We start from the raw sequence: 25,585 nt of genomic DNA on the forward strand, positions 1-25,585 counted from the left end.
GCAGTGCAAACTCGGTAAATTGTACGGGCTTTCAAACTATAATGAGGAGGAGAACATGAAGAAACTTGTTACTGCTGCCATGTTGATCGCATTTGCCGCGTCTTCCGCGCTGGCCGCCGATGAAATCGTCACAATGAAGGCAAAGAACGGTGACGTGAAGTTCAACCACACCAAGCACAAATCTTCCGGCGACTGCAAGGTATGCCACGGCGATAAAGCTCCCGGCAAGCTCGACCTGGACAAGGACACCGCCCACAAGGTCTGCAAAGGGTGCCACGAGACAAAGAAGGCCGGCCCCACCAAGTGCGGCGAGTGCCACAAGAAGTAATTCTTCCATTTATCATGTGATAAGGCCCCTTTCGGGGCCTTTTTTTATGCTTCCAACAGCAATGCGCTGTCCGGCAACAGCCTTCATCCTTGTAAAACAAGGTTATGTTTGCTATGGTAATGCTCCGGTCCGGACCTACTCAAGCATCAGAACAGGGGAATCAACATTATGGCGACAGGGTACGACTTCAGGAAGCTGCGCAGACTGATCATGATCCACACAGTGGTGCAGATCTTTTTCTTCGTACTGCTCATCTTCATGGCCGTAAACTTCCAGGAGACTTTTCGGGCCAAGGGGATGCCCCAGGTCTTTCTCAACAGCATAATCGCCACGGTGCTGATCCAACTGGCCATCTTCTACCCTATCAAAAAGGCAGCCGGGCGCGAGGTAGAGCGGGAAATAACCGCCAGCGCGGCGGGGCTCACGCCAGAGCAGCTCAAGGAGCTGCGTAAAAAGCGGGTTTTCAGCGACTTCATCAAGACCTCCATCTTCATCTTCTTCTTCACGTTCATCGCCAAGGCCCCACCTGCCACCTTCGTCCTCAGCACCACGTTCTTCACCTTCGCAGTGACGGCCCTCACCTATTTCCAGTGCTTCAATTTCGCGGCGCGACGCGCCATCAGGGAACGAAGCTGACCGGGGACGAAGGCGGACTTAATCCTCCTATTGACAAAAAGGTGCTGGTTATCTATCGTCTCGGCAGGTAAAGATGATGAAAGTTTGCCGTTCAGGATACGCGCTCAGGTTGGTAGCGCTGCTGATGCTCTTCATGGTGCTGAAGGTATATGCCGTAACGCCTGCACCCGAAGGGGAAAAGAACGGTCCGCTCCTGAAGGGGACCGGCTCTACGGTCTGCTGCACCCTCGAACAGGCCGCCCCGGCCCCCCATGAAGAGCACAAGCCTCCCAAGCACTCGTACACGGATTACGATTCGCTGCTGGCCTCGTCCGGTGCGGCTCCCGTCTACGCGCCCCCTCTCCTCCCGCTCCCTCATTCCGTCCATTCCGCAGCCGCACTCGATACCTATCGAACTATTTTCGTCCCTCCACAGAATCACGCCTGATTTGCAGCCGCCCTTACTGTATGCTTTAAATATCGCGCCGGCCCTTGGACCGGCAGCAGGTTTTTCCTCGAAATCTTTATTCCGGCACGGCCCGGAACAGCTACTATCTGAAAGGATAATCTATGTCTCACGTACCCGAAACCGCCATACCGTCAACCCCTCTTGTCGGCATACTCACCGGCAGCCCCAATGATCTGCCGACCGTCGTCAAGGTCCGCGACACGCTGACCGAGCTCGGCATCCCAAGCGAAATCATCGTGGCATCGGCCCACCGTACCCCTGACAAGGTGCTCGCCTACCTAGAGCGTGCGCACCGTGAGGGGGTTCAGGTGTTGATAGGCTGCGCCGGGGTGGCGGCACATCTCGCCGGGGTCATAGCAGGACATACGCGACTCCCGGTGATCGGCCTGCCTCTCGGAAACGGCCCCCTTACGGGACTCGACAGCCTTCTCTCGACTGTTCAGATGCCGCCGGGGGTACCTGTAGCCACCGTCGCCATAGACGGCTCCCGCAACGCCGCAATGCTTGCAGCCAGAATTCTGGCCCTGAAGTACCCGGAGATCGACAAGGCTCTGGAGCTTGCAGCCCAGCGGGAGCGGGCACGTTACGACCAGACCGCCGACGAAGCTCTGCGGGCACTGACGAAGGGCAACTGACAGGAGAATCGAGGGAGAATCGAGATGAAGGACATCCAGCGCTTCATTGCGGGGTTCCGCAAGTTTCAGGAGAATTATTTCGGGAAGGAATCGGAGCTGTTCGAGCCTCTCAAGGCGGGCCAGAGCCCGAAGACGATGATCATCGCCTGCTCCGATTCCCGCGTAGACCCCGCCATACTCACCAACTGCTCCCCCGGTGACATCTTTACGGTCCGCAATGTCGCCAATCTGGTCCCACCGTGCGAGGAAAACGGGGGGCAGCACGGCGTGAGCGCAGCGCTTGAGTTTGCGGTCTGCCACCTGGGGGTCGAGCACATCATCGTGCTGGGCCACTCCCAGTGCGGCGGGATCAATGCCCTGATGGCCGGCACATGTGGATGCAAGGGAGGGGGATTCATCTCACGATGGATGACCATCGCTAACGCAGCCCGTGAACGTGTTCTTGCGGAGCTGCCCGATAAGGACAGCAAGCTCCAGCAACGGGCAGCGGAGCAGGCGGCGATCCTTCTATCCCTTGAGAACCTCCGGACCTTTCCCTGGATCTCGGAGCGCATCGCTGCCGGAACGCTTTCGCTCCACGGGTGGTACTTCGACATATCGGCGGGGGAACTGCTGGAATATCAGCCGGAGCTGGGAAGGTTCGAACCGCACTGAGGTATACGATTCAGTTTATTTTTAGCAGGTAAAGGGCACGGCAGAAGAGGGTGAGACCTTCTTCTGCCGTGCCCTGTCGCACATTCCCTCCGTGCTCTCCACTTCAGGCAAAGAATCGCTCCATCTCCCCATAGAGCTCCTCCGAACTCCCCTTCATCATCACCGCTTCCGGCAGCGCCCTGAGAAAAAATCTGCCGTAGCTCTTGGTAAGCACTCTGCTGTCGAGGATAAGGACGGCGCCGCGGTCGTCGCGGCTTCTTATGAGGCGCCCGAAACCCTGCTTGAACTTGATCACCGCCTGCGGGACCGTATATTCCATGAAGGGGTCTCCACCCGTGGCGGCGATATGCTCCGCACGTGCAGCGAGAATCGGTTCCGTGGGAACCTTGAAAGGCAGCCTGGTTATCACCACAAGCTGGAGGGCTTTTCCCTGGACATCGACCCCCTCCCAGAACGAGTCAGTTCCGAACAGCGCGGCTCCCGGCTCTTTCTTGAAGCGCGAGAGGAGCAGATGGCGGTTTATCTCCCCCTGGCGAAGGGGCGTAATGCCGAGGGTCTGCAGGCGGGGGGCAAGGCGGTTGAATGTCCGTCCGAGGAGGTCGTAGGAGGTGAAGAGTACGAAGGCGCGCCCACGGGAAATCGTGAGAGCACGCAGCAGCTGATCCTGCAGCGCGGCGGCGAATCCGGGGGCGGTGGGCTCGGGAATGTCTGCGGGAATACCGACGAAGGCCTGACGTTCGTAATCGAAGGGTGAAGCAAGTAGCAGCTCCGTTACACGGGACTTCTCCAGGAGGGACACCCCCGTACGTTTCTGAAGATAGTCGAAGCGCTCCCCCACCGCGAGGGTTGCCGAGGTTATCACTACAGTCTTGAACTTGTCGAAGATCACAGACTTGATCGATTCGGCGACCTCCAGGGGGGAGGCGCATAGCCTAAGAAGCATCCCCCTGCTTCCCTTGCGCAACTCGAACCAGCGGCAGAATCCCTCATCCCTTCCCACAAAGAAAAGAAGCTGCTCAATGCTGCCTTCTAGCCTCCCCTTGATCCCCTTTAGGTCCACCAACGGCCCCGCCATCCGGTCAAGTACCGGGTCGGGGAGCATCCTGCAAGCCTTCAGGAATCTGCCCAGTACCGAGGTATAGTCGGAAAGGGTTTCGGCCAGCGCGCGGACCTCCTCTGCGGCCTCGCGCCAGAAGTCGCTCCCGTACACCTCGGGGACGAGGCGAAGCTTCTGTTCCCGTGCCGAATCCTCTCCTTTCAGGTAAGCAATGAGGGCGACACCGATAGCATCCATCGCGCGGCCCACCGTGTCGGAAAGGGCGAGGCGCTTGGGCACCAGGGCCGTTTCGAGGATGCCGGCTATCTCCATGTAGGTGTCGTCCATGCTCTCCGGAACCTCCCTGGAAAGCAGTGCTGAAAGCTGAGGAAGCAGGCCGCGCTGCGGCTTTCGGGGATGCTGCAGCCGCCCGAGGACCTTCAGCAATCCCTGTCGCGAGACCTGTCCCGAAAGGTGGCTCGTCGCCACGTCCTCCAGGTGGTGCCCCTCGTCGAATATGAGCCGCTCGAAAGGAGGAAGGATGGCCGATGCGGAGTAGCCTGTCTCCTGGCGCACCGCCACGTCGGCCATTAGGAGGGCGTGGTTCACCACGAGCAGGTCGGCACTGGCGCCCTCCCTGCGTGCCGTATAGAAAAAGCAGCGGGAATAGTGGGAGCATTTCACCCTGCCGCACTGATCCGCCTCGCAGCAGACCTCCTCCCATGTCTCGTCGCGCGGGATGAATGAAAGGTCGCTGCGGCAGCCGCTGGCAGTGGAGCGGCTCCATTCCACGATGGCGTCAAGTTCCGGGGCTCCCTCATCCTTGAAGAGAGTGGGGTCTTCTCCTGCTGCGCCGAGCTTTCGCAGGCAGAGATAATTGTTGCGCCCCTTGACCAGCACCGCCCTGAACTCGATCCCCCCCTGCTTGCGCAGAAAGGGAAGGTCCTTCTTCGTCAGCTGCTCCTGGAGATTGATGGTGTTGGTGGAAACTACGACCCGTTCCTTGTTCCGGACGGCCCAGAGAAGGGCGGGGAGGAGGTATGCGAGAGATTTGCCGGTGCCGGTGCCGGCTTCGATCACCGCCACCCGCTCCTCGTTGAAGGCCTCGGCGACGGCGAACGCCATCCTTGTCTGCTCCTCCCGGTGTTCGTACCCGGCCAGACCTGCAGAAAGGATCCCGCCGGGGGTATACCAGCGCTCGATTTCAGGATAGGAGAGACGTTCCGTGCTGGGACGCGCAAAGGGGGAAACAACCTGATAGCATCGCTCGACACGGTTGTCGACGATGTAGAACCCGACTCCCTGGTTTCCCAGAATGGAAGCGATTTCCACATCTGCCTGGGAGGGGGTGAGCTGGCCGGAGGGGTGGTTGTGAATGACCACGTCGCCGAAGGATGTGGCGATCATGATGGCTGCAACGGCATCGCGGTTTCCCCGGGCAAGGGGCTCGACCTCGATGACGATGCGTGCCTCGTCGGTACGTCCGAGGAAGAAGACCTCGTTGCCGTCCGCCTCGGCAATCGATTGCTGCATCTGCAGCACGGCGGCAGGAGAAAAGTAGCGGTTCATCGCTCCTGAAGATACTACCTTCGCCGCCGTGCCGCAATGCTTTTCAGGGGGAGAAACGGCGCTCCCGCATTAGTTTTGCTTGTGGCATCCGCTGCATGTGGTCGGTCCGGACTTGGTGTCCTTATGGCAGTCGGTGCACAGCTTGTGAGCCGTTTCCTTATTGAAACCTTCGATCTTCCCTCCGGCTTCGGATGTATGACACGGCTTGCAACTGTCGAGTGCTTTCTGATGCTTTTCGTGGGAGAAAGGCACATCGCCTGCCTTTTTACCGGGAAGCATGATCGTTTCCTGCGCCGAAGCCGTTCCGGTCATGAACAGTGCACATGCCATGAGTGTGATGATTGTTTTCATTGCGGTCCCCCCCTTTGTTCATGAAAATAGTAGCTACAATACTACCCCCTAATCATGCTTTTGCAAGGGCCCAACGAAAAAGGGGGCGGAGAAAAATCTCCAGCCCCCTTCCATCTCTGTCGGCCTACCTGCTACTTCTTGTGACATTCGCCACACTTGGTGGGGCCGGCCTTCTTCTGCTCATGGCATCCCTTGCACAGCTTGTGCGCAGCATCCTTGTCGAAGTTTTCGATCTTCCCCGGCCCCTTCTCATGGCAGGTTTTGCAATCTTTAACGTATTCCTGGTGCTTCTTGTGGCCAAACTTCACGTCACCATTCTTGGCCTTGAGGACCATTTCATCCGCCGCACCCGCCGCAAAGGCGAGCCCTGCACAGTACAGTGTCATTGCTGCTGCTGCGATAATTTTCTTCATGGTAATGCTCCTTTCTTCATTTGAAAAATTCTACATCTATAGTAGCGGCATAATTTTGTTTTGCAACTGGGGGAGGAACTGAACAATGGAAATTCGGGATCGGGACGTTCGCCTTGAATGAAAAAGGGCGGCGTGCACCCGGCACGCCGCCCCTTTTGCTTTACGCTATGTTTCTCCGTCAGTCGTTGTATCCTTCCACTGCGGTCGGATCCATCTGCTCCCAGTGCTCGGGCGAACGCCAGAGGCTGGAGAGTATCAGTTCACGGATGTGGAGGAACTCCTTGGGGAGGCGGTCGTATATCTTTACGAACAGCTCCTCGTGGGAAATGATTTCATCCTTCCAGCCGTCCCTGTCGACCGACATCAGTTCGTAGAACTGCTCCCGCGACACGGTATTATCGAGGCCGGTCCAGTCGATATCCTCGTACTTCGGCATCCAGCCCAGCGGGCTCTCTACCGCAGCGCCACGGCCGTGAACGCGATCGACGATCCACTTGAGGATCCGCATGTTCTCACCGAAGCCCGGCCAGAGGAACTTCCCGTTTGCATCCTTGCGGAACCAGTTCACGCTGAAGATGCGCGGGGGGACCGGAGTAGTCCGCCCGATCTGGAGCCAGTGGGCGAAGTAATCGGCCATGTGATAGCCGCAGAAGGGAAGCATGGCGAACGGGTCGCGACGGACGTTTCCGATGGAGCCCACGGCGGCTGCAGTGGTTTCCGATCCCATGGTTGCGGCTAGATAGACGCCGAAGGGCCAGTTGAGGGACTGGTAGACGAGAGGAATGACGTTACTGCGACGGCCGCCGAAAATGAAGGCGCTGATGGGCACCCCTTTCGGGTTCTCCCAGTCCGGGTCGATGGAGGGGCACTGGCTGGCCGGCGAAGTGAACCGGGCATTCGGATGTGCGGCGGGGCGGCCACAGTCGGGAGTCCATTCTTTCCCCTGCCAGTCGATCAGCTTGGCGGGGGGCTCTTCCGTCATCCCCTCCCACCAGACATCCCCATCGGGAGTGAGCGCTACGTTGGTGAAGATGGTGTTGGCGGCACAGGAGGCCATGGCGTTGGGGTTGGTGTGCGCCGATGTTCCGGGAGCCACGCCGAAGTACCCGTACTCGGGGTTGATGGCGTAGAGCTGCCCGTCGGAGCCGGGCTTGATCCAGGCGATGTCGTCGCCGATGGTGGTAACTTTCCAGCCATTGTCCTGGAAAGACTTGGGGGGGATCAGCATCGCGAAGTTCGTCTTGCCGCAGGCGCTGGGGAAAGCCGCTGCTACATAGGTCTTCTGCTTGTCCGGTGATTCCACACCGAGTATCAGCATGTGCTCGGCGAGCCACCCTTCATCCTTGGCAATCTTCGAGGCGATGCGCAGAGCCAGGCATTTCTTCCCGAGAAGCGCATTGCCGCCGTAGCCGGAGCCGAAAGACCAGATGGATCTCTCCTCCGGGAAATGAACGATATATTTCTCCTTGTTGCAGGGCCAGGGGACATCCTGCTGCCCCGGAGCCAGAGGAGCGCCGACGGAGTGGAGGCATGGAACGAATTCACCATCGCCCAGGACATCGATGACGGCTTTTCCCATCCGGGTCATGATGCGCATGTTGACGGCTACGTAGGGGGAGTCCGATATCTCGACGCCTATCTTGGCAATGGGAGAACCAAGAGGGCCCATGCTGAAGGGAATAACGTACATGGTCCTGCCGCGCATGCACCCCTTGAAGAGCTTCGTCAGAGTCTCCTTCATTTCCTTCGGGTGCATCCAGTTATTGGTGGGACCGGCATCCTGCTTGGAGATGCTGCAGATGAAGGTGCGGTCCTCGACCCGCGCCACATCGATCGGATCGGACCAGGCGAGATAGCTGTTGGGACGCTTCTGCTCGTTCAACTTCCGGAAGGTACCGCTCTTGACCAGCTTGTCGCAGAGCTGGTCGTACTCCTGCTGCGAGCCGTCACACCAGTAGACATCCTCCGGTTCGCACAGCGCCCTGACTTCCTCCACCCACTTTTTCAGTTGTTGGTTTTTAACTTCGTAACTCATGCCTCGTGCCCCTTCCCCCTTGATTGGAATGTGTATGCACTTCAAACAGCCACTCCCACTAGGGGGAGCGAGTCTTGAAACCATCGAGTAAAACAGCATCTCACCAGTGGCGGGTCCACCGACAAAATCCCTGTTACATCCGGAGGATAGGCAGCAGTGACGTGGCACCCGCTTTTTAACCGCGTTAAAATATCACAAGCCTGAATAAAACTAAAGTGAAATCACATGAGTCAAGTGTATACAATTTTGTGAAGAGCGGTATACTTAGCAAGGTTCGCGTGGAGGGACAGCTACATTAACGCGCTCACATTAGTTCAATAGTACACAAGGAGGAGAAAAATGCAACGATGGGTATGCACAATTTGTCAGTATGTTTATGATCCTGCCGCAGGAGACCCGGACAACGGTGTGGCGCCGGGAACGGCCTTCGAAGACGTGCCGCAGGAGTGGGTGTGCCCGGTATGCGGGGCGGGAAAAGACGTGTTCGAGCAGGAATGACGGGCAGCAGCACTGCCCGCAGCCTGAGGTGACGGGGTTACTCCGGAATCGGTTACTTCTTGGTGGCCTGCTTGATTACGTCAACGGAAGTTTCGCCGGCAACGACCTTGATGCGCCAGACCAGGCCGCATTCGCCACACTCCTTTACCGGCGACTCCTCGGCGGTGAACCCTGCGGAATGAATGTCGATCTCGACTGACTTGCGGCTCCCGCAATTGGGACATTTCATGCTGCTCCTCCTTTTGTTGGTTGAGGCGTGGTTACAGTGTTGCCAGCGTGCGCTCGACTACGGCGAGGAACTCCTGCAGGTCAAGTACCTGCATGTCGCCCATGTGGGCGATCCGGAAGGTCTTGCCCTTGATCTTTCCATATCCGTCGTCGAAGGCGAATCCCTGCTCCCCCAGCTTCTTCTTCAAAGCCGCCAGATCGGCATTCTTCGCATTGGACGCACAGGTGAGCGTCAGCGAGCAGTACCGCTCCTCGGGGAAGAGGGGGAAGCCGTGCTCGCGCACCCACCCACGGACAAGATCTGCCATGTCACGGTGCCTCTTCCACCGGGCTTCGAGCCCCTCGGCAAAAATGCGGTCCAGCTGGCGGTCGAGGGCGTAGATCTGCGAAATGCACGGTGTTGACGGAGTATTGTCCTTCTCGTCGTTGGCCGCAAATTCGAGAAAATCGAAATAATACCCTCGGGCAGGTACCGTTTTTGCACGCTCCAGAGCCTTCTCCCCCGCCGTGAAAACGGCAAGTCCCGGAGGAAGGGCGAAGGCCTTCTGGACCCCGAAGATGCAGCAGTCGATCCCGAGCTGGCCCAGAGGGATGTCGAGGGCGCTCATGGAAGAGACGGTGTCGATGATCGACACCACCTCGGGATACCTGCGAAGAACTTCCGCGATCTCGGGGAGGGGCGACATGACGCCGGTGGACGTCTCGTTATGGATAAGGGTGATGGCATCGTAACGGCCGCCGGCCAGCGTCTTCTCCACCAGTTCGGGCGTTATGGGCTTACCCCAGTCGACCTTTATGGCATCCGCCTCTTTCCCGCAGCGTAGCGTAACGTCATGCCACTTGTCGGAGAAGGCTCCATTGCAGAAATTGGCGCACCGTTTCCCGATGAGGTTGCGAACCGCCCCCTCCATCACGCCGAATGCACTCGACGTGGAGAGGAACACACGGTCCGTCGTCGAGAGCAGCCTGCGCAGCTTCTCCTTGATCCCTTTGTGGAGAAGGGCATATTCCGGCATCCGGTGCCCCACCATCGGCGTCGCCATGGCTTCCAGAATTTCAGGCGCTACCTCGATCGGTCCGGGAATAAACAGCTTCTTGTGCATGTACAAAGCACCTCATGGAGAATATAACACCATTTTTCTGGCAAGCTAACAAATGTGAATACGGCTTGTCAAGAATTGTGCGGCCTGGGACGGTTGACAACCCCGGTGAGTCGCCTGTATTCTTTCGGCAAAAACAAAGACCAAGGAAAAAACTACAATGAAAGACGACAAAAGCAACGCCCCCGAAGGGATGGAAGAGGAAAGCTTTGCCGACCTTTTCGAGCGAAGTTACCGGCAGACCGGCCGCATCGAGCCGGGACAAAAGGTTGAGGTGCGGGTACTGAAGATATCCGGTGACTGGGTGTTTCTCGATACCGGGCGCAAGGGGGAAGGTGTCCTCGACAGGAGGGAGCTGTGCGACCCGGAAGGAAATCTTACAGTAAAGGAAGGCGACACGGTCACTGCCTACTTCCTCGGCATCCAGAACAACGAACTTCGCTTCACCACACGGATCGGCGGGGGCGCAGCCGGGCTTGCACAGCTGGAGGAGGCGTACCGTGCCGGGATACCGGTGGAAGGATTCGTGGAGAAAGAAGTGAAAGGGGGATTCGAAGTAAAGCTGGCGGGCACGATCCGGTCATTCTGCCCCTATTCGCAGATGGACATACGCCGGGTGGACGCTCCATCGGACCTCATAGGACGGCACTTCCCCTTCCGCGTCACCGATTATGGGGAAAGGGGGCGCAACATTGTCGTGTCGCGGCGGGCACTCCTGGAGGAAGAACAGCGCAGGCAGAAAGAGGCGCTCCGGGAGACGCTGAAGGAAGGGATGACGGTTCGCGGAACGGTAAGTTCCCTCCAGAAATTCGGAGCGTTCGTTTCGCTGGGGGGAGTCGAGGGGCTCATTCCCATGGCGGAACTAGGGTGGGGACGGGTTAACGATGTGCGTGACGTGCTGTCTGCAGGCCAGGAAGTCGACGTGGTGGTCAAACAGATCGACTGGGCCAACGACCGCATAACCCTTAGCCTCAAGGAAACCCTCGCCGACCCGTGGATAGAGGTGGCGGCCCGCTTCCCGGAAGGGAGCTATCATACCGGACGCATCTCGCGCCTGGCTCCTTTCGGCGCTTTTGTAACCATCGGCGAAGGCATCGACGGTCTCATCCATATCTCGAAACTCGGCGGCGGAAAACGAATCAACCACCCACGTGAAATTGTGAAGGAGGGGGATTCCGTCGAAGTGAAGGTTGATGCGGTAGACCGGGAGCAGAAGCGGCTCTCGCTGTCGCTGGCGGCGGCAAGCAGGGAAGAGGAAGAGGAGGCCATGACGCTGGACCGCTTTAAGCGTCAGGCATCTGAAGCTCCCAAAACCATGGGGACGCTCGGAGATCTGCTCAAGGCGAAGATGGGAAAAGACAAAAAGAGCTGACATGAACAGTAGATGGCCGGTCCAACTGTTGACGGTGCTGGTTCTAACGGCTTCGCAGGCGTCCGCCCGCAGCCCCGAAGCCAGGACTACGTCCCTCGGCACGCTCGGAGGAGCCGGAAGCACCGCGGTTGCCATCAACGACAAGGGCACCGTCGCCGGCTTCAGCGATACCGCGACGCCCAACATCGAACACGCCTTCATCTGGAAAAACGGGAGGATGACGGATCTGGGGGCACTCGGCAAGCATGAAAGCAGCCGGGCCAAGGCCATCAACAACAACGACGAGATCGTCGGAGACAGCTTCGTAAAGGGAGCGATCCATGCCTTCCTCTGGAAAAAGGGAAAAATGATCGACCTGGGCACCCTCGGCGGCAAGAACTCCTTCGCAATCGGCATCAATGACCGGGGAGAGGTCATCGGAAACAGCGAGACCTCCAAAGGGAAGTCTCACGCGTTCCTCTGGAAAGAGGGGAAAATGATCGACCTGGGCACCCTGGGAGGCGCGTCCAGCACGGCGGTAGCCATAAACGAACAGGGGGAGGTCGCCGGATATTCACAGATCAAAGGTTCCGGGAAAGCGACCCACGCGTTTATCTGGCGCCGAAACCGGATGACCGACCTGGGCGCCCTCTCCCGCAAGTGGCCGACCTACGCTTCGGACCTCAACGACAAAGGAGAGGTGATCGGTGACGGCTACGTGTCAGGCAGCAGGATCGATGGCTACATCCTCAAAAACGGTCGCCTCGCCGACCTCGGAAAACCCGCTTCCGAATCCACCTCACCCCACAGCACCCGGACCCTGAAGATCAACAACCGGGGACAGATCATCGGCGGCCTCACCTATCCCGACGGCACCTCGTGGGGGTTTTTCCGGGAAAATGGCACCATGACCAGAATCAAGGGGGTTGGAAAGGCGAGCGGAAGCACCCTCTACGACATCAACGGCAAGGGGTGGACCGTCGGATCCAGCAGCATTCGTGATGAAGACTCGACCAGGCTGGACAGGGCCTTCCTCTGGTGCAACGGCAACACTATTTCACTTGGAGCCGAACGGGGCGAACTGACCCAGGCCCTATCGATCAATGAAGCAGGACAGGTGGTCGGGTGGAGGAAAGAGGGAAAACGTTCGGACAATCTGTGGCAGCGACCTTCAAAAGCGGTTCTGTGGAAACTTCCCGAAGGGGCATGCGAACAGGAGACTGTCAGGCGGTGAAGGAAGACGGGCCGACGCGGGGCCACTGCAGGGGAAGACGCGCGGCGAGCAAATAGAACAGGGAGCGTAGAGCATGAAATCCGAACGGGTGAGGATGATACTGGCAAGCCTGGCAATGCTGGTCTGGCCGGCGATAATGTGCGGGGCCGCCCATGGCCGGGAAGAGCGATGGTCCAAGCTCACCGAAGATGCCGAGCTTGTCTTCCACATCGACGAGAAGTCGATCCAGAACACCAGATCCGGCACCACCATCTTCTGGGTCAAGCTCACCGGCAGGAAAAATGATTTTCTCAGGAACGAATACAAGCTCCCGGAACTGGACTATATCCTTTTCAACTACGAGATAGACTGCAACAAGGGGATCTACAAGCCCCGCGGCATCTACTACTATGCGCGGTCCGGAAAACAGCTGGACAAACAGGTACCTCTCTCCACAGACATGACAGATGCAGAGCCTGTCCCCCCCGAGTCGGTGATGGAGCTCGCACAGAATTATGTCTGCGCCGAGGAACTGTCCCTTCCCGAAGCACAATCCCCCTCCTCTCCCGAACTGGAAGGAGGCGCACCGGGCCTCTCCCCCGAGACCGCACCGGCTCAGATCCGGTAGAGGATCTTCCCCCGCTGCTCCTTGCAGCCGGGCGGTTCTCTGCTACAGTAAATGAACTGCCATAACAGCTGGTCCAGGAGGTCCCATGTCTCTGGAAGGTACGAAAGCTCCCGGCTTCACACTCGAAGGGAGCGACGGAAAACGGCACAGCCTTTCTGATTACGCCGGGAAGACTGTGGTCCTATACTTCTATCCCAAGGACAATACCCCCGGATGCACGAAAGAAGCATGCGCCTTCCGCGACCTCGCTCCGCGACTTGCCGCGATGGATGTGGTTCTCCTCGGCATCAGCAGGGACAGCCTTGCCTCTCACGACAGGTTCATCCGCGAGTTCAACCTCCCCTTCACGCTCCTCTCCGATCCCGAAAGCAACGTAATGCAGGCCTATGGCGCCTATGGGGAGAAGATATCGTACGGCAAGAAGAGCATCGGCACCATCAGATCGACGGTAGTCATCGGATCCGACGGCACCATCGTCAGACATTGGCCGAAGGTGGCCAAAGCGGAGGAGCATCCGGCCGAAGTAGTCGAATACCTCCAGACCATCCTCTCATGACGGAGTAGCAATGGAGAGGGAAAGCTACATAATTCATTGCCCTTCCTGCGGCACCGCCAACAGGGTCCCCGGCACGAGCGAGGGGAAAGCGGGGAAGTGCGGCAACTGCCACAATGCGCTTCCCCCGCTCCACAGCAGACCGGTCCCCCTCACGGACCGGAGCTTCGACCAGTTCCTCAAGGGGTATCGGGGCCTCGTGCTCGCGGAGTTCTGGGCCGGCTGGTGACCGCACTGCCGGCATTTTGCACCGGTGGTGCAACAGATAGCGCAGGAACTTGCCGGGAAAGCGGCGGTGGTGCAGGTTAATACCGAAGAAGCACCCGGCGTCTCGGGTCGGTACGGCATACGGAGTATACCCGCCATGCTGCTTATGCGGGGTGACCAGGTGGTCGATCGCAAAGGCGGGGCCCTTCCGAAGGAAACGGTGCTGGCCTGGGTTAAGAGCCACCTGCATTAGAACTCTCTGGAGATACCATGGAAAGAGCCGACCTGCTCGCACTCGTCATATATACCGGGATCGGCACGGGGCTCATCGGCTTCCTGCTACTTGCCGCCTGGTGGCTCGGGAGCGGCGCCCGATCCCCCGAGAAGGAAGCAGCTTACGAATCGGGGATGATCCCCACCGGGAACGCGCGGCTCGCCTACCCCGTCCCATTCTACCTTGTCGCCATCTTCTTCATCGTCTTCGACGTCGAGGCGGTCTTCATCTTTACGTGGGCGGTCGCGTGGGACGAACTTGGGCTCCCGGGAATGGTGCATATAACCATCTTCATCGTCGTCCTGCTCCTGGGGCTAGTCTGGCTCTGGATCAAGGGGGGGCTCGACTGGGGACCGACGATCTCGAACAGGCGGAATTCCGAAAAAAGACCTCGACAGGGATATTCAGAATGATCGGGATAAAAAAGGGAAAAAACTCCAGATTTTCTTCCGTTCACCCCGTAGTCGCAGGTTGTTCAAAAATAGGCAGATCGTCGCACCCGCAGAAAGCCCCACGGAGGCGTAGCAGCGCTACGTCGCACACGGCGGCTTTCGAGGAGGGCGGCGAGATGGCTGTTTTTCAACAACCTCTCGGGAGATCACGTGACAGACGCTCCTGAACACGCACGCGACAACATCCTTCTCACCCGGCTCGACGACCTTATCAACTGGGGACGCGCCAACTCCCTCTGGCCGATGTTTTTCGGCCTCTCCTGCTGTTTCGTGGAGATGATGACCTCCTTCACCTCACGCTACGACATCTCCCGATTCGGCGCCGAGGTTTTGCGCGGAACGCCTCGTGAAGCGGACCTTATGGTAATTGCCGGGACCGTCTTCAAGAAGATGGCCCCCTCGATCCTGCGGCTCTACGAGCAGATGGCAGAGCCCAAATGGGTGATCTCCATGGGGAGCTGTGCCAACTCCGGCGGAATGTTCGATGTCTACAGCGTAGTGCAGGGGGTAGACCAGATCCTTCCGGTGGATGTCTACGTACCCGGCTGCCCGCCGCGCCCCGAAGCGTTTCTCCAGGGGCTAATCCTTCTCCAGGAAAAGATCAGGACCAGCGAACGCCCGGCAAGGCCGGTCCTCCACATGAAGGGAGGAACTCAGGGAACCACCTCCCCGGTTCTTGTGGACGGCGTGACCAAATCGCGGGATACACGGGGGCCGGGACTCGAAGGGGCCGCCACTCGCGGCACCGAGATGCAGCACCCGCAGTTCCGTTTCTCCCGTTCGGACATCATGTGGCGCCCGCCTGCACCGCGCAATCCGTTCCCGGAGTTCGGGCTGGAAGGTGAACTGGAAGCCCGCTTCGGCAATGAGGTCCGATACGACCCTTCCGCCACCGACATGCCCACCTGGCGCGTGCCGCCGCATCTGGTACCCGACGTGCTCCGTCACCTGAAGGAGAGACCTCGTGCCCCTTTCCGGCGCCTGGAAGACATGACGGCAGTCGACGAGTCGTGTCGGCGCGAGAAAAGCGACTACAAGGACTTCACCGCCTACTACCACCTCCTTAACTTCGAGACCCCCGGCTACATACGGATCAAGACGGAGCTGGAAGGGCGCTACCCGGAACTGCCGACTGTCACCGGCGTCTTCCCCTCCGCCGGTTGGTACGAGCGGGAAGTCTACGACATGTTCGGCATACGCTTCCCGGGTCACCCGAACCTGCGGCGCATCCTGATGCCCGGGGACTGGGAGGGGCACCCGCTCCGCAAGGAGCATCCCTTCCGCGCCAACGAAATGCCGCCGTACACACTTGAAGATGCCCGCAGCCACAAGCCGCTGCCCGCCCAGGACTTTTTTGACCGGGTTGACGAGGAGAACCTAATACTCAACCTGGGCCCGCAGCACCCGGGCACTCACGGAGTTCTCAGGGTGGTCCTCAAGCTCGAAGGGGAAGAGATCGCCGATGTGGACACGGAGATAGGCTACCACCACCGCGCCAAGGAGAAGATGGGAGAGCGCCAGAACTGGCACCAGTACATCCCCTACACGGACAGGGTCGATTACCTCGCCGGCGTCATCAACAATCTGGCCTACGTAAATTCGGTCGAGAAGCTCTGCGGCATCTCCATCCCCGATCGCGCAATCTACATCCGCGTGATGCTCACCGAGCTCTTCAGGATCGCCAACCATCTGGTATGGCTTGGGACTTTCGCCGCAGATGTAGGAGCCATGACCCCGGTATTCTACACATTCACCGACCGTGAAAAGATCTACGACATAGTGGAAATGATCACCGGCGGCCGGATGCATCCCGCCTGGTTCCGGATCGGCGGCGTGGCAGACGATCTGCCGGAAGGATGGGAAGCGCCGGTGGCGGAGTTTCTCCGGTGGTTCCCCCCCCGGCTCAGAGAATACGAGGGGCTCCTGAACGACAATCCCATCTTCACCGCGCGCCTCAAGGGGGTCGGTACCATCAGCCGCGAAGACGCCATCGAGTGGGGTATTTCGGGACCAAACCTCAGGGCTTGCGGGATGGAGTGGGACCTTCGCAAGAAGATGCCCTACTGCGGCTATGACCGCTTCGACTTCGACATCGCAGTCGCGGAAGGGGGGGACTGCTACGCCCGGTATCTCGTGCGGATCGAGGAGATGAAGCAGTCGCTCCGCATCGTCGAACAGGCCTACCGTGGAATGCCGGGTGGACGCTGGATATCGGAGCAGTACCGCTACACACTGCCCCAGAAGCGGGACACACTTGAGGATATCGAATCCCTGATCCATCACTTCATAAACACTACAAGAGGGATGGCTCCGCCAAAGGGAGAGTGTTACGCGCCGATCGAAGGGGCAAAAGGGGAGTATGGCTACTTCGTAGTTTCCGACGGGATCAACATCCCGTACCGGGTAAGGATCAGGACCCCCGGATTCGCCCACATGCAGGCGCTGCCCCTCATGACCAGAGGATGGCTCGTGGCGGACCTGCTGGCGGTGCTCGGCTCCATCGACTTTGTTCTGGCCGAGGTGGACAGGTAGGGGAAAGCAGGTAAAGGTAAAGGTTGAGGTAAGAACCTGAACCCCGGTGAGTGAAATGATTCCGAAAGAACTGGAAAAAGAGCTGCAGACACGAGTTGCTTCAGCCATTACACCGCGGGAAGCGGCGGTGGACGTCATGAAGGAACTTCAGCGCTACTACGGCTGGCTTACCGACGAGGCGGTCGTCGAGGCCGCGCAGCTGCTCGGGCTCTCCCCCCTCCAGGTGGAAGAGCTGGCGACCTTCTACGAAATGATCTACCGGAAGCCGGTCGGGAAGAAGGTGATTCATGCCTGTGATTCCATCTCCTGCTGGTCCATGGGTGGGGAAACTCTACTCGCTCACCTTGCGGCTGCGCTGGGGGTAAGGGAGGGAGGAACCACCGGCGACGGCGCCTTCACGCTCCTCCCTTGCGCCTGCCTCGGAATGTGCGGCGACGCTCCCGCCCTGATGATAGGCGAGCGCCTCTACGGCAGGGTAACGCCGGAAGAAGCTGTCCATGTCCTGGAGCGGGAACGGACCGGATAAATCCGAAAAAGCACCACAGAGCCACAGAGGACACGGAGAAGTCAAAAGATCGCCGATGAACCGTAAAGTAAGGCGTATCACTGCTTGATTATTCGTCCAACGAGTTTTGGCTTTCTCTTTCTCTGTGCTCTCTGTGCCTCTGTGGTGACATGGTTTTAATTCCTTAGGAGGAATCGTATGAAAAAGCCCTTGTTTACTCCCTTCTGCATCCTTGCCGGCTTTGCCCTTTCCGGCGCACCGGCCCTGGCGGCCCCGGACAGCAAAAACGACGGCAAGGCACTGTTCGAGCAGCACTGCCAGGCATGCCATGCCGGTGGCGGCAACACGATGAACCCGGCAAAGACACTGAAGAAGAAAGAGCTGCAGGCCAACGGCATCAAGACCCGGGATGACATCATCAAGGTTGTCCGCAATCCGGGTCCGGGAATGACTCCCTTCGATCAGAACACGCTGAGCGATCAGCAAGCCGGAGCTATTGCGGACTACGTCCTGAAGTCGTTCAAGTAGCCTGACATCCGGCTGTTTCTTGGTAATCTTGACCTATGATCGAGATCAAGCGGATTTATGACCCACCGTCACCGTCCGACGGCCTGCGGATCCTTGTCGACCGTCTCTGGCCCCGCGGCGTCAGGAAGGATGAGGCGCTGGTGGACGAATGGCTGAAGGAACTGGCTCCTTCGGACGAACTGCGGAAGTGGTTCGGCCACGATCCTGCAAAGTGGGAGGAGTTCCGCGGCAGGTATCGAAGAGAGCTGGCGGCTCACAGGGAAATCCTCGATCGGTTGAAGCGGGACGCGGAACGGGAAAAGGTGACCCTCCTCTTTGCGGCGAAGGATGCGGAGCACAATAATGCGGTGGTCCTGAAGGAGTTTTTGAGCTTGCCACAGAGGCACGGAGACGCAGAGGAAACCTGAAAAAAGGGGAAAAGGCTTTTCACGAGCAGAGAGGTGACTCAGCGGATCGGATTACAGAATCAAGAAGCCTGAAGTAGACATTCTCCGCGTCTCTGTGCCTCCGTGGCAAGCATCAATTGTACATGGAACTCGTCCTCTTCAAACATAACCGCCCCGGCCGTGCAGTCACCTTCGAAGAATATCGCGCGGAAGGGGGCTACGCGGCGCTGCAGCGGGCACTTAAAGAGCTTGCACCCGCCGACGTGCAGCAGATCGTCATCGACTCGGGGCTGCGCGGACGGGGGGGCGCCGGGTTTCCCACCGGGAAGAAGTGGTCCTTCGTTCCCCGGGACCTGCCGGGTCCCCGCTGGCTGATCTGCAACTGCGATGAGATGGAGCCGGGGACCTACAAGGACCGGGTGCTGCTGGAGCGCAATGCCCACTCCCTGGTGGAGGGGATGCTGCTGGCCTCGTATGCGCTGGGAGTAAGGCACGCATTCATCTTCATCCGCCGCGGCTACGAGGCGGCGGCGGAAAATCTGAGAGCCGCAGTCAGAGACGCCTCAGCGGCCGGCCTGATGGGCGAGAACATCGCCGGCAGCGGATTCTCCTGCGGGATCGACATCCATGTTTCCGCAGGCCGCTACATCTGCGGCGAGGAGACGGCCCTTATGAACGCGCTTGAGGGACGGCGGCCCAATCCGCGGGCAAAACCCCCGTTCCCCGCCATCAAAGGGCTCTGGGGCGGCCCGACGGTGGTCAACAACGTGGAGACGCTGGCAAATATCCCGTACATCGTCGCCAACGGCCCCGATTGGTTCAGGGGGCTTGCGAAGGTGCCAGAGGCTGCTGGAATGAAGCTTTTCTGCATCAGCGGCCACGTGCGAAACCCCGTCTGTGTGGAGCTTCCGCTGGGAGTGACGCTGGGGGAGATCATCGACGGCCCGTGCGGAGGCATGGCGCCGGGGAAGACGTTCAAAGCATGCATACCGGGGGGAGCCTCGACGCCATACCTGACGCCGGAGCATTTCGGTCTCCCCCTTGATTTCGACGCCGTGGCAAAAGCGGGTTCGCGACTCGGAACCGGGGGCATCGTAGTATTCGACGAAGGTACCTGCATGGTGGGAGCGACCCTCAACCTGATCCGCTTCTTCGCCCGGGAGTCGTGCGGCTGGTGCACGCCGTGCCGCGAAGGTCTCCCTTTCGTGCGGGAGATACTTACGCGACTGGAAGCAGGAGGAGGGGAAGAGGAGGACCTGGATATCCTGCGGGAGCACGTGAAGTACCTTAACTACTCCTTCTGCGCCCTCGCCCCCGGAGCAATGGGGCCGGTGGAGGGGCTTCTGCGGCTCTTCGAAGACGAGGTGCGGGAGCATATCAGAAAGAGACGTTGCCCTTACCGAAACTAATTCAGCCACAGAGACGCAGAGACACGGAGTCTAGGCAATCAACGCACTTACAGAAAGAATCATTGGTTGCGCCATCGAGGTCCACAAGAACCTGGGGCCGGGGCTGCTTGAGTCCGTATATGAGAAAGCGCTATGTTACGAACTGAGCGCCGGAGGGCTACGGTTCGAAAATCAGGTGGCGATTCCTGTTGTTTACAAGGGAAACGTTTTGGGGGAACACCGGCTTGATCTCCTTGTAGAAGACCTGGTCATCGTCGAGTTGAAGGCTGTGGATCGTTTCGATCCCGTATTCAAGGCGCAACTCCTCAGCTATCTGCGGCTGGCTCAAAAGCAACTCGGCCTTTTGATCAACTTCAACAACCCTGTTCTCAAAGATGGGATAACCAGAGTCATTCTCTGAGTCTCTGTGTCTCTGTTGCGAGATGAGGCCTCATGCCCAAGCTGATAATCGACAACATACCGGTCGAAGTCCCCCCCGGGACCAACGTACTGGAAGCCGCACGGGCTGTTGGGATCGTCATCCCTCACTTCTGCTACCACGAGGCTCTGGGCAGCGTCGGCGCCTGCCGGCTGTGCGCCATGAAATTTGTGGAAGGCCCGGTGAAGGGGGTGCAGATGTCGTGCATGATCCCCGCACAGGACGGCATGGTGGTTTCCACCACCGACGGAGAGGCGGCACGGCTCCGGCAGCTCGTGATCGAGTGGCTGATGATCAACCATCCCCATGACTGCCCGGTATGCGACGAGGGGGGGGAATGCCTCCTCCAGGACTACACGGTTGCGGGAGGGCACGGCATCCGCCGCTTCCAGGGGAAGAAGCGCACTTTCCTCAACCAGTACCTGGGGCCGTACATTCACCACGAGATGAACCGGTGCATCGAGTGCTACCGCTGCTCCCGCTTCTATCAGGAGTATGCCGGCGGCACCGACCTGGGCGCCATGGGGAGCGCGGGCCGGGTCTACTTCGGCCGGTTCACGGAAGGAGAGCTGGAATCCCCCTTCTCCGGGAATCTCCTGGATATCTGCCCCACCGGTGTCTATACCGACAGGACCGCCCGCTACCGTGCCCGTTACTGGGACTACCAGATGGCACCCTCCATCTGCCCCTGGTGCTCGCTCGGATGCAACACTCTCCCGGCGGCGCGTTACCGGGAGCTGCTGAAGACGGCTGCGCGCCGCAACGATGCGGTGAACGGCTGGTTCATCTGCGACCGGGGGCGCTTCACCAAGGATCCCGTCAACGATCCCGCACGCCCGCGCACCCCGCTGATCGACGGAAATGAGGCCCAGTGGGAAGAAGCTCTGGATACGCTTGCGTCGCGCCTCCAGGATTTTATAAGAGTCAACGGAGCCGGTAGCCTTGCAGTCGTCGGCTCTTCCCGCCTGTCGCTGGAAGGGGCCCTGCTTCTCCAGCGGCTCTCTGCAGCCCTCGGCGCCGGGTTCCTCTGTTTTTTCTCCGACGATGGAGAAGCCCGGCGCGCCGCTGCGGCCGTCGAGCATCTTCATCGGGATAACGCGGCGTCCCTTGCCGAAGTCCGTACCGCGGACATGATCGTCCTGGACAACTGCGACCCGCTCAGGGAGGCCCCCGTGCTGCTCCTGGCCGTGCGGCAGGCATGGCGGAAGGGTGCCCGGATTTTTTCCGTCGGCGCCACCCCGGCAGGAGAACTCGCCCGGACCGTGTCCATTGAAATAACCGATGCACGGGAACTGGATGCCGTTCCCTTGGCGGAAGCAGAACGGGGGGTCATTATAACGGGGAGGCCTCACCCCGATCTTCGCCGGGCCGGACTCAAACTCTTCTTCATCCTGGAGGACCCCAACTCCTTCGGTGCAGCCCTTCTCGCCCGGGAGCATCGTGGAGTCGATCTCTCGCAAGCTCTCGACACGGGACGGGTCAAGGGGGTAATCGCCATCGAGGCGGATCTGCCTAAGGTTCCCACAGAAGTGGCAATCCTTGCCGCTGCGGACTGGCTTGCCACTGAGGACGTGGCCCGGGCCGGGGTTTTCCTCCCGACCGCCGCATGGGTGGAGATGGACGGCACCTGGATCAACAATGAGGGACGCGCCCAGCGTTTCCAGCGGAGTTTCAGCCCAGGGAGGCCCGTCAAGCAGGAGCCGACGGTGCACCCGCCGCACACCCCGAGACATCTTCCTCCCGGAAGCGATCCGAAACCCGCCTGGGAGGTTGCAGCCGCCCTGCTGCAGCGGCTCTCGGGAGAACGGGTTACGGAACCGCTCTCTGGAAGATGGGAGGTGCTGCGCGGCCTCGATCCGAATACGGAAGGGTTCAGAATGCTCGATCCTCTCCCGGGCTCCGAAAAAGGTGCCACATGACCCCGGCTGTCCTGGACATGCTTCTGCTCCTGGCGAAGATAGGGCTCGTCTACTTCGTGATCCTCACTTTCGCCGCCTACCTCGTGCTGGCCGAGCGGCGGGTTCTCGCGTGGATACAGGACCGCAAAGGGCCGAACCGCGTAGGTCCTTTCGGGCTGCTGCAGCCCCTGGCGGACCTGATCAAAATGCTTACGAAAGAGGATTTCCGCCCCGCCGGCGCCGACCGCTGGCTCTTTCTTCTGGCGCCCGCGATGGCGGCGATCCCCGCCCTCATGATCTTCGGCGTCATCCCCTTCGGAGCTCCCGTCGACATCTTCGGCCGCACGGTTCCACTCGTGGTTGCCGACCTGAACGTGGGGCTCCTCTTCTTCCTGGCCCTCTCATCCATCGCCGTCTACAGTGTGGCGCTGGGGGGCTGGGCCTCCAACTCCAAGTACGCCCTGCTCGGCGGGATCAGGGGCCTTGCGCAGCTCATATCATACGAACTCTCCATGGGGCTGTCGGTGGTCCCGGTGGTGATGCTCGCCCGCTCCTTCAGTCTCACCGAAATAGTGGATGCCCAGAGCACCGTGCCCTTCATAGTGTACCAGCCGGTGGCCTTCGTCATCTTCCTCATCAGCATCGCGGCGGAGTGCAGGCGGATCCCTTTTGACCTTCCAGAGGCTGAATCGGAGCTGGTTGCCGGGTTTCACGCCGAATATTCGGGTATGCGCTTCGGCCTCTTCTTCGTCGGCGAATACGTGAACGTAATCGCCCTCGGTGCTCTGGCCACCACCTTCTTTCTCGGGGGGTGGCACGGACCGCTTCTCCCCCCCCCGGTCTGGTTCTTCATCAAGGTGTCGCTCTTCGCCTTTTTCTTCATCTGGATGCGCGGGACCCTGCCCCGGCTGCGCTACGACCAGCTGATGCACCTGGGGTGGAAAGTGTTGACTCCTTTAGCCTTGCTTAATATACTAGCGACCGGCTGGTGGCTATTGCTCCGCTGACCCACTTTCGGCCGCCGGCTCGTTCGGCAACAACGGACTTCGTGGTTTCCAACTGCAGCAATGACAGGGAAAGGAGAGGGCCGATGGAGACGTTACTCAGGGCAGGAAGCGCGACCGAAAAGGGGGAATGGATGATGCAAAATGTCAACGGACGGGACAGGCACGGGCACACTCCTCTCATTAACGCCGCAAAAGCGGGGGACATGGAAACAGTCTCCGATTTACTGCGGCGGGGCGCCGACCTGGACGCGCGCAGCGACAAGGGAAAGACCGCCCTCCACTATGCGGCTGCCAATGGTCATGTCGAGGTGGTCCGGCTGCTCGTACAGAGCGGCGCCACCGTCGATGCCCGCGACAGGGAAGGGCACACCCCTCTCATGTTCGCGGCAATCTACGGCTGCAACCACACCGTCCAGGCCCTCATCAACAGCGGCGCCGATACTCGCGCCAGAACCCTCGCCGGCAACACCGCCATGGTCTACGCCGAAAACAACGGCCGGCCTCTTGCCCTGGCCCTCCTGAAGAAAGCACAGCGTACGGAGGGGACCGCCTGAAGAACAAGCCCACTGCCGGGGGGCCGCCTTCGGCCCCTCAGCTTTCCGCATGAATCGGTCAGCCGGCCCCGTACGTCATACCAGAGAGGTCACCCATCATGCTCAAAGCCCCCCTGATACGTGACACCAAAGCCATTCTGACCGGCTTCGCCACTACCTTGAAGCACCTCCTGCAGCGCCCGGTGACAATCCAGTACCCGGAGCAGAAGCGGACTCCCCCCCCCAGATACCGCGCACGGATCGTCCTTACCAGGGACCCGGACGGCGAGGAGCGGTGCGTTGCGTGCTACCTCTGCTCGGCCGCATGTCCGGTGGACTGCATCTCCATCCAGGCCACTGAATCCCCGGAAGGGCGGCGGTACCCGGAGTGGTTCCGTATTAACTTCGCCCGCTGCATCTACTGCGGCCTCTGCGCCGATGCATGTCCGACCCTGGCGATCCAGATGACCCCCGACTACGAGTTCTGCAAGCGGAACATCATGGAGATGATCTATGAGAAGGAAGACCTCCTCATCGACAACGGGGGCAAGGACGGGAGCTACAACTATTACCGCCATGCAGGGATGGGGGTCGTCCAGCCCCGGGGGAGCAGCCCGGGGGAGGAGCCGCCAGTGGACCCACGGGACCTGATGCCCTAAGAGGCTGTTGAAAAGCGGGTTGTTCAAAAATAGTCAGATCTTCTAGCACCCGCAGAACGCCCCACGGAGGCGTAGTACCCTATGGGGCATAAACAGCGCTACGCCGCACAAGGCGGCTTTCGAGGAGGGCGGCGAGATGGCTGTTTTTAGCTTCGCTGAAACTTCGTTTTCAACAACCTCTCTAGCCCTCCCGGCGCGGCCGGATTCTCTGTGATAAAATGAACTGATAATGGAGCAGACCCTCTTCTACATACTGGCTGCCGTCACCGTCGCTGCAACCCTGTTTGCCATCACCGAACGGCACACGGTGCATGCCATCGTCTATCTCGTCACATCCTTCTTCGCACTCGCCGTGATCTTTTTCCTTCTCGGCGCGCCCGTCGTGGCCGCGTTCGAGGTGATCATCTATGCAGGAGCAATCATGGTGCTGTTTCTGTTCGTCATCATGATGCTCGACCTGGGCCATCCCGAGAAGGTACGTACCCCGGGAATACTGGAGTGGGTGCCGGCTGCTATTCTCGGGACGGTCACCCTGGGCTCCCTGGTGGCCCTCGTCGCAGGCCGTTCGTCGCTGCCAGGCACCGGAACCGGTTACATCACCATCCGCGACTTCAGCGTAACCCTCTTCAGAAATTACGGCATCGCCGTAGAGATAATCTCGCTGCAGCTTCTCTTCGCCCTTGTAGGGGCGCTCTACCTCGGCAGGCGCAACGGATCGCGTTCCGAAAATCGTTCCCCGGGAACAGGCAGGACCGGAGAGGGGACCGAATGATCGTGCCCCTTCTCCACGTGCTTCTGCTGGCGGGCATCCTCTTTGTCCTGGGCCTCGTCTGCACCCTGGTCTGGCGCTCCAACGTGATCATGATGCTCATCGGGATCGAGATCATGCTCAACGCCGCGATGCTCGCCTTCATCGGCGGAGCCAACCGGTGGGGAGCGGCCGACGGCCAGGTCTTCGCCCTCATGATCGTGGCGATGACCTCCGCCGAGGTTTCCCTAGCCCTGGCGCTGGTTGTCTACCTGCACAGGCGGAAGAAGACGGTGAACACCGACGAGTTCAGTTCGATGAAGGGATGAAAAGGCTGCAATAGGTCTTATACG

General features: G+C 59.6%; 30 protein-coding genes. 24 read left to right on the forward strand and 6 right to left on the reverse strand.

Annotated features, from left to right (window positions below; all coding sequences use genetic code 11):
- Window positions 1-55 precede the first annotated feature (55 nt).
- The 5 genes from CFB04_RS11630 (at window position 56) to CFB04_RS11650 (ending at window position 2,701) form a co-directional block, all read left to right on the forward strand.
- On the forward strand, window positions 56-328 hold the full coding sequence (locus CFB04_RS11630) for a cytochrome c3 family protein (RefSeq protein WP_088535426.1): 273 nt from the start codon (window positions 56-58) through the stop codon (window positions 326-328).
- Window positions 329-496: 168 nt separating this feature from the next.
- Window positions 497-964, forward strand: a complete 468-nt coding sequence (locus CFB04_RS11635) for a hypothetical protein (RefSeq protein ID WP_088535427.1) — start codon at window positions 497-499, stop codon at window positions 962-964.
- 73 nt (window positions 965-1,037) lie between these two features.
- Entirely contained in the window at window positions 1,038-1,391 is a 354-nt protein-coding gene (locus tag CFB04_RS11640; protein WP_088535428.1) for a hypothetical protein, read from the forward strand.
- A gap of 122 nt (window positions 1,392-1,513) precedes the next feature.
- Window positions 1,514-2,047, forward strand: a complete 534-nt coding sequence (gene purE / locus CFB04_RS11645; protein ID WP_088535429.1) for a 5-(carboxyamino)imidazole ribonucleotide mutase — start codon at window positions 1,514-1,516, stop codon at window positions 2,045-2,047.
- A gap of 24 nt (window positions 2,048-2,071) precedes the next feature.
- Window positions 2,072-2,701: a carbonic anhydrase gene (locus tag CFB04_RS11650; RefSeq protein ID WP_088535430.1), complete on the forward strand. Its 630-nt coding sequence runs from the start codon at window positions 2,072-2,074 to the stop codon at window positions 2,699-2,701.
- Window positions 2,702-2,804: 103 nt separating this feature from the next.
- On the opposite strand, the gene CFB04_RS11655 is transcribed toward CFB04_RS11650, so the two are convergent.
- From CFB04_RS11655 to CFB04_RS11670, 4 genes are all read right to left on the reverse strand, one after another.
- Window positions 2,805-5,306, reverse strand: coding sequence for a helicase C-terminal domain-containing protein (locus tag CFB04_RS11655; protein WP_088535431.1), 2,502 nt, complete (start codon window positions 5,304-5,306; stop codon window positions 2,805-2,807).
- Window positions 5,307-5,375: 69 nt separating this feature from the next.
- Window positions 5,376-5,657, reverse strand: coding sequence for a cytochrome c3 family protein (locus CFB04_RS11660; RefSeq protein ID WP_088535432.1), 282 nt, complete (start codon window positions 5,655-5,657; stop codon window positions 5,376-5,378).
- Window positions 5,658-5,788: 131 nt separating this feature from the next.
- The gene (locus CFB04_RS11665; protein ID WP_088535433.1) at window positions 5,789-6,070 is read right to left on the reverse strand and encodes a cytochrome c7; all 282 of its coding nucleotides are present in this window, start codon (window positions 6,068-6,070) and stop codon (window positions 5,789-5,791) included.
- A 178-nt stretch (window positions 6,071-6,248) separates the two neighbouring features.
- Window positions 6,249-8,105, reverse strand: coding sequence for a phosphoenolpyruvate carboxykinase (GTP) (locus CFB04_RS11670; RefSeq protein ID WP_088535434.1), 1,857 nt, complete (start codon window positions 8,103-8,105; stop codon window positions 6,249-6,251).
- Window positions 8,106-8,444: 339 nt separating this feature from the next.
- Between CFB04_RS11670 and rd the strand changes: the two genes are divergently transcribed.
- On the forward strand, window positions 8,445-8,603 hold the full coding sequence (gene rd, locus CFB04_RS11675; protein WP_088535435.1) for a rubredoxin: 159 nt from the start codon (window positions 8,445-8,447) through the stop codon (window positions 8,601-8,603).
- A 52-nt stretch (window positions 8,604-8,655) separates the two neighbouring features.
- Here the strand turns inward: rd and CFB04_RS18110 are convergent, their stop codons facing one another.
- Together CFB04_RS18110 and CFB04_RS11685 are read right to left on the reverse strand one after the other, a co-directional pair.
- Window positions 8,656-8,832, reverse strand: coding sequence for a hypothetical protein (locus tag CFB04_RS18110; protein ID WP_088535436.1), 177 nt, complete (start codon window positions 8,830-8,832; stop codon window positions 8,656-8,658).
- Between the two features lie 31 nt (window positions 8,833-8,863).
- The gene (locus CFB04_RS11685) at window positions 8,864-9,934 is read right to left on the reverse strand and encodes an alanine--glyoxylate aminotransferase family protein (RefSeq protein ID WP_088535437.1); all 1,071 of its coding nucleotides are present in this window, start codon (window positions 9,932-9,934) and stop codon (window positions 8,864-8,866) included.
- A 157-nt stretch (window positions 9,935-10,091) separates the two neighbouring features.
- Here CFB04_RS11685 and rpsA point away from each other — a divergent pair, with 157 nt between their 5' ends.
- The 18 genes from rpsA to nuoK all read left to right on the forward strand — a co-directional run bounded on the left by rpsA (window position 10,092) and on the right by nuoK (window position 25,561).
- Window positions 10,092-11,303 carry a 30S ribosomal protein S1 gene (gene rpsA, locus CFB04_RS11690; protein ID WP_088535438.1) on the forward strand — a complete coding sequence of 404 codons (1,212 nt, stop codon included), beginning with the start codon at window positions 10,092-10,094 and terminating at the stop codon, window positions 11,301-11,303.
- A 1-nt stretch (window position 11,304) separates the two neighbouring features.
- Window positions 11,305-12,516 (forward strand): HAF repeat-containing protein, encoded by a 1,212-nt coding sequence (locus CFB04_RS11695; RefSeq protein ID WP_088535439.1) that lies wholly within the window; start codon window positions 11,305-11,307, stop codon window positions 12,514-12,516.
- A gap of 73 nt (window positions 12,517-12,589) precedes the next feature.
- Complete coding sequence (locus CFB04_RS11700; RefSeq protein ID WP_088535440.1) at window positions 12,590-13,123, forward strand: surface-adhesin E family protein; 534 nt, start codon at window positions 12,590-12,592, stop codon at window positions 13,121-13,123.
- 85 nt (window positions 13,124-13,208) lie between these two features.
- Window positions 13,209-13,679, forward strand: a complete 471-nt coding sequence (locus tag CFB04_RS11705; protein WP_088535441.1) for a peroxiredoxin — start codon at window positions 13,209-13,211, stop codon at window positions 13,677-13,679.
- 10 nt (window positions 13,680-13,689) lie between these two features.
- Window positions 13,690-14,136, forward strand: coding sequence for a thioredoxin domain-containing protein (locus CFB04_RS11710; protein WP_088535442.1), 447 nt, complete (start codon window positions 13,690-13,692; stop codon window positions 14,134-14,136).
- 17 nt (window positions 14,137-14,153) lie between these two features.
- Window positions 14,154-14,570: an NADH-quinone oxidoreductase subunit A gene (gene ndhC / locus CFB04_RS11715; RefSeq protein WP_088535443.1), complete on the forward strand. Its 417-nt coding sequence runs from the start codon at window positions 14,154-14,156 to the stop codon at window positions 14,568-14,570.
- Between the two features lie 189 nt (window positions 14,571-14,759).
- Window positions 14,760-17,141: an NADH-quinone oxidoreductase subunit B/C/D gene (locus CFB04_RS11720; RefSeq protein WP_088535444.1), complete on the forward strand. Its 2,382-nt coding sequence runs from the start codon at window positions 14,760-14,762 to the stop codon at window positions 17,139-17,141.
- Window positions 17,142-17,196: 55 nt separating this feature from the next.
- Window positions 17,197-17,667: an NADH-quinone oxidoreductase subunit NuoE gene (nuoE, locus tag CFB04_RS11725; protein ID WP_088535445.1), complete on the forward strand. Its 471-nt coding sequence runs from the start codon at window positions 17,197-17,199 to the stop codon at window positions 17,665-17,667.
- A gap of 177 nt (window positions 17,668-17,844) precedes the next feature.
- A complete protein-coding gene (locus CFB04_RS11730; RefSeq protein ID WP_088535446.1) occupies window positions 17,845-18,174 on the forward strand; it encodes a c-type cytochrome in 330 nt (109 codons plus the stop codon).
- Between the two features lie 35 nt (window positions 18,175-18,209).
- Window positions 18,210-18,581: a DUF488 domain-containing protein gene (locus CFB04_RS11735; RefSeq protein WP_088535447.1), complete on the forward strand. Its 372-nt coding sequence runs from the start codon at window positions 18,210-18,212 to the stop codon at window positions 18,579-18,581.
- 122 nt (window positions 18,582-18,703) lie between these two features.
- Window positions 18,704-19,969 carry an NADH-quinone oxidoreductase subunit NuoF gene (gene nuoF / locus CFB04_RS11740; protein WP_088535448.1) on the forward strand — a complete coding sequence of 422 codons (1,266 nt, stop codon included), beginning with the start codon at window positions 18,704-18,706 and terminating at the stop codon, window positions 19,967-19,969.
- Between the two features lie 37 nt (window positions 19,970-20,006).
- Window positions 20,007-20,369, forward strand: a complete 363-nt coding sequence (locus tag CFB04_RS11745) for a GxxExxY protein (protein ID WP_088535449.1) — start codon at window positions 20,007-20,009, stop codon at window positions 20,367-20,369.
- Between the two features lie 32 nt (window positions 20,370-20,401).
- Window positions 20,402-22,306 (forward strand): molybdopterin-dependent oxidoreductase, encoded by a 1,905-nt coding sequence (locus tag CFB04_RS11750; protein WP_088535450.1) that lies wholly within the window; start codon window positions 20,402-20,404, stop codon window positions 22,304-22,306.
- The gene (gene nuoH / locus CFB04_RS11755) at window positions 22,303-23,292 is read left to right on the forward strand and encodes an NADH-quinone oxidoreductase subunit NuoH (protein ID WP_088535451.1); all 990 of its coding nucleotides are present in this window, start codon (window positions 22,303-22,305) and stop codon (window positions 23,290-23,292) included. The genes CFB04_RS11750 and nuoH overlap by 4 nt, the downstream gene beginning before the upstream one ends.
- Window positions 23,293-23,423: 131 nt before the next feature.
- Complete coding sequence (locus CFB04_RS11760; RefSeq protein WP_088536805.1) at window positions 23,424-23,846, forward strand: ankyrin repeat domain-containing protein; 423 nt, start codon at window positions 23,424-23,426, stop codon at window positions 23,844-23,846.
- 98 nt (window positions 23,847-23,944) lie between these two features.
- Window positions 23,945-24,484 carry an NADH-quinone oxidoreductase subunit NuoI gene (nuoI, locus tag CFB04_RS11765; protein WP_088535452.1) on the forward strand — a complete coding sequence of 180 codons (540 nt, stop codon included), beginning with the start codon at window positions 23,945-23,947 and terminating at the stop codon, window positions 24,482-24,484.
- 229 nt (window positions 24,485-24,713) lie between these two features.
- A complete protein-coding gene (locus CFB04_RS11770) occupies window positions 24,714-25,256 on the forward strand; it encodes an NADH-quinone oxidoreductase subunit J (protein ID WP_088535453.1) in 543 nt (180 codons plus the stop codon).
- Window positions 25,253-25,561 (forward strand): NADH-quinone oxidoreductase subunit NuoK, encoded by a 309-nt coding sequence (gene nuoK, locus CFB04_RS11775; protein WP_088535454.1) that lies wholly within the window; start codon window positions 25,253-25,255, stop codon window positions 25,559-25,561. Before CFB04_RS11770 ends, nuoK begins: the two co-directional genes overlap by 4 nt.
- Window positions 25,562-25,585: the final 24 nt, after the last annotated feature.

Origin of the sequence: Geobacter sp. DSM 9736, from assembly GCF_900187405.1 — a bacterium.
GTDB lineage: Bacteria > Desulfobacterota > Desulfuromonadia > Geobacterales > Geobacteraceae > DSM-9736.

Coding starts and splice junctions, on each gene's coding strand:
- CFB04_RS11630 (WP_088535426.1), top strand. CDS start 56: ATGAAGAAACTTGTTACTGCTGCCATGTTGATCGCATTTGCCGCGTCT.
- CFB04_RS11635 (WP_088535427.1), top strand. CDS start 497: ATGGCGACAGGGTACGACTTCAGGAAGCTGCGCAGACTGATCATGATC.
- CFB04_RS11640 (WP_088535428.1), top strand. CDS start 1,038: ATGATGAAAGTTTGCCGTTCAGGATACGCGCTCAGGTTGGTAGCGCTG.
- purE (WP_088535429.1), top strand. CDS start 1,514: ATGTCTCACGTACCCGAAACCGCCATACCGTCAACCCCTCTTGTCGGC.
- CFB04_RS11650 (WP_088535430.1), top strand. CDS start 2,072: ATGAAGGACATCCAGCGCTTCATTGCGGGGTTCCGCAAGTTTCAGGAG.
- CFB04_RS11655 (WP_088535431.1), bottom strand. CDS start 5,306: ATGAACCGCTACTTTTCTCCTGCCGCCGTGCTGCAGATGCAGCAATCG.
- CFB04_RS11660 (WP_088535432.1), bottom strand. CDS start 5,657: ATGAAAACAATCATCACACTCATGGCATGTGCACTGTTCATGACCGGA.
- CFB04_RS11665 (WP_088535433.1), bottom strand. CDS start 6,070: ATGAAGAAAATTATCGCAGCAGCAGCAATGACACTGTACTGTGCAGGG.
- CFB04_RS11670 (WP_088535434.1), bottom strand. CDS start 8,105: ATGAGTTACGAAGTTAAAAACCAACAACTGAAAAAGTGGGTGGAGGAA.
- rd (WP_088535435.1), top strand. CDS start 8,445: ATGCAACGATGGGTATGCACAATTTGTCAGTATGTTTATGATCCTGCC.
- CFB04_RS18110 (WP_088535436.1), bottom strand. CDS start 8,832: ATGAAATGTCCCAATTGCGGGAGCCGCAAGTCAGTCGAGATCGACATT.
- CFB04_RS11685 (WP_088535437.1), bottom strand. CDS start 9,934: ATGCACAAGAAGCTGTTTATTCCCGGACCGATCGAGGTAGCGCCTGAA.
- rpsA (WP_088535438.1), top strand. CDS start 10,092: ATGAAAGACGACAAAAGCAACGCCCCCGAAGGGATGGAAGAGGAAAGC.
- CFB04_RS11695 (WP_088535439.1), top strand. CDS start 11,305: ATGAACAGTAGATGGCCGGTCCAACTGTTGACGGTGCTGGTTCTAACG.
- CFB04_RS11700 (WP_088535440.1), top strand. CDS start 12,590: ATGAAATCCGAACGGGTGAGGATGATACTGGCAAGCCTGGCAATGCTG.
- CFB04_RS11705 (WP_088535441.1), top strand. CDS start 13,209: ATGTCTCTGGAAGGTACGAAAGCTCCCGGCTTCACACTCGAAGGGAGC.
- ndhC (WP_088535443.1), top strand. CDS start 14,154: ATGGAAAGAGCCGACCTGCTCGCACTCGTCATATATACCGGGATCGGC.
- nuoE (WP_088535445.1), top strand. CDS start 17,197: ATGATTCCGAAAGAACTGGAAAAAGAGCTGCAGACACGAGTTGCTTCA.
- CFB04_RS11730 (WP_088535446.1), top strand. CDS start 17,845: ATGAAAAAGCCCTTGTTTACTCCCTTCTGCATCCTTGCCGGCTTTGCC.
- CFB04_RS11735 (WP_088535447.1), top strand. CDS start 18,210: ATGATCGAGATCAAGCGGATTTATGACCCACCGTCACCGTCCGACGGC.
- nuoF (WP_088535448.1), top strand. CDS start 18,704: ATGGAACTCGTCCTCTTCAAACATAACCGCCCCGGCCGTGCAGTCACC.
- CFB04_RS11750 (WP_088535450.1), top strand. CDS start 20,402: ATGCCCAAGCTGATAATCGACAACATACCGGTCGAAGTCCCCCCCGGG.
- nuoH (WP_088535451.1), top strand. CDS start 22,303: ATGACCCCGGCTGTCCTGGACATGCTTCTGCTCCTGGCGAAGATAGGG.
- CFB04_RS11760 (WP_088536805.1), top strand. CDS start 23,424: ATGATGCAAAATGTCAACGGACGGGACAGGCACGGGCACACTCCTCTC.
- nuoI (WP_088535452.1), top strand. CDS start 23,945: ATGCTCAAAGCCCCCCTGATACGTGACACCAAAGCCATTCTGACCGGC.
- CFB04_RS11770 (WP_088535453.1), top strand. CDS start 24,714: ATGGAGCAGACCCTCTTCTACATACTGGCTGCCGTCACCGTCGCTGCA.
- nuoK (WP_088535454.1), top strand. CDS start 25,253: ATGATCGTGCCCCTTCTCCACGTGCTTCTGCTGGCGGGCATCCTCTTT.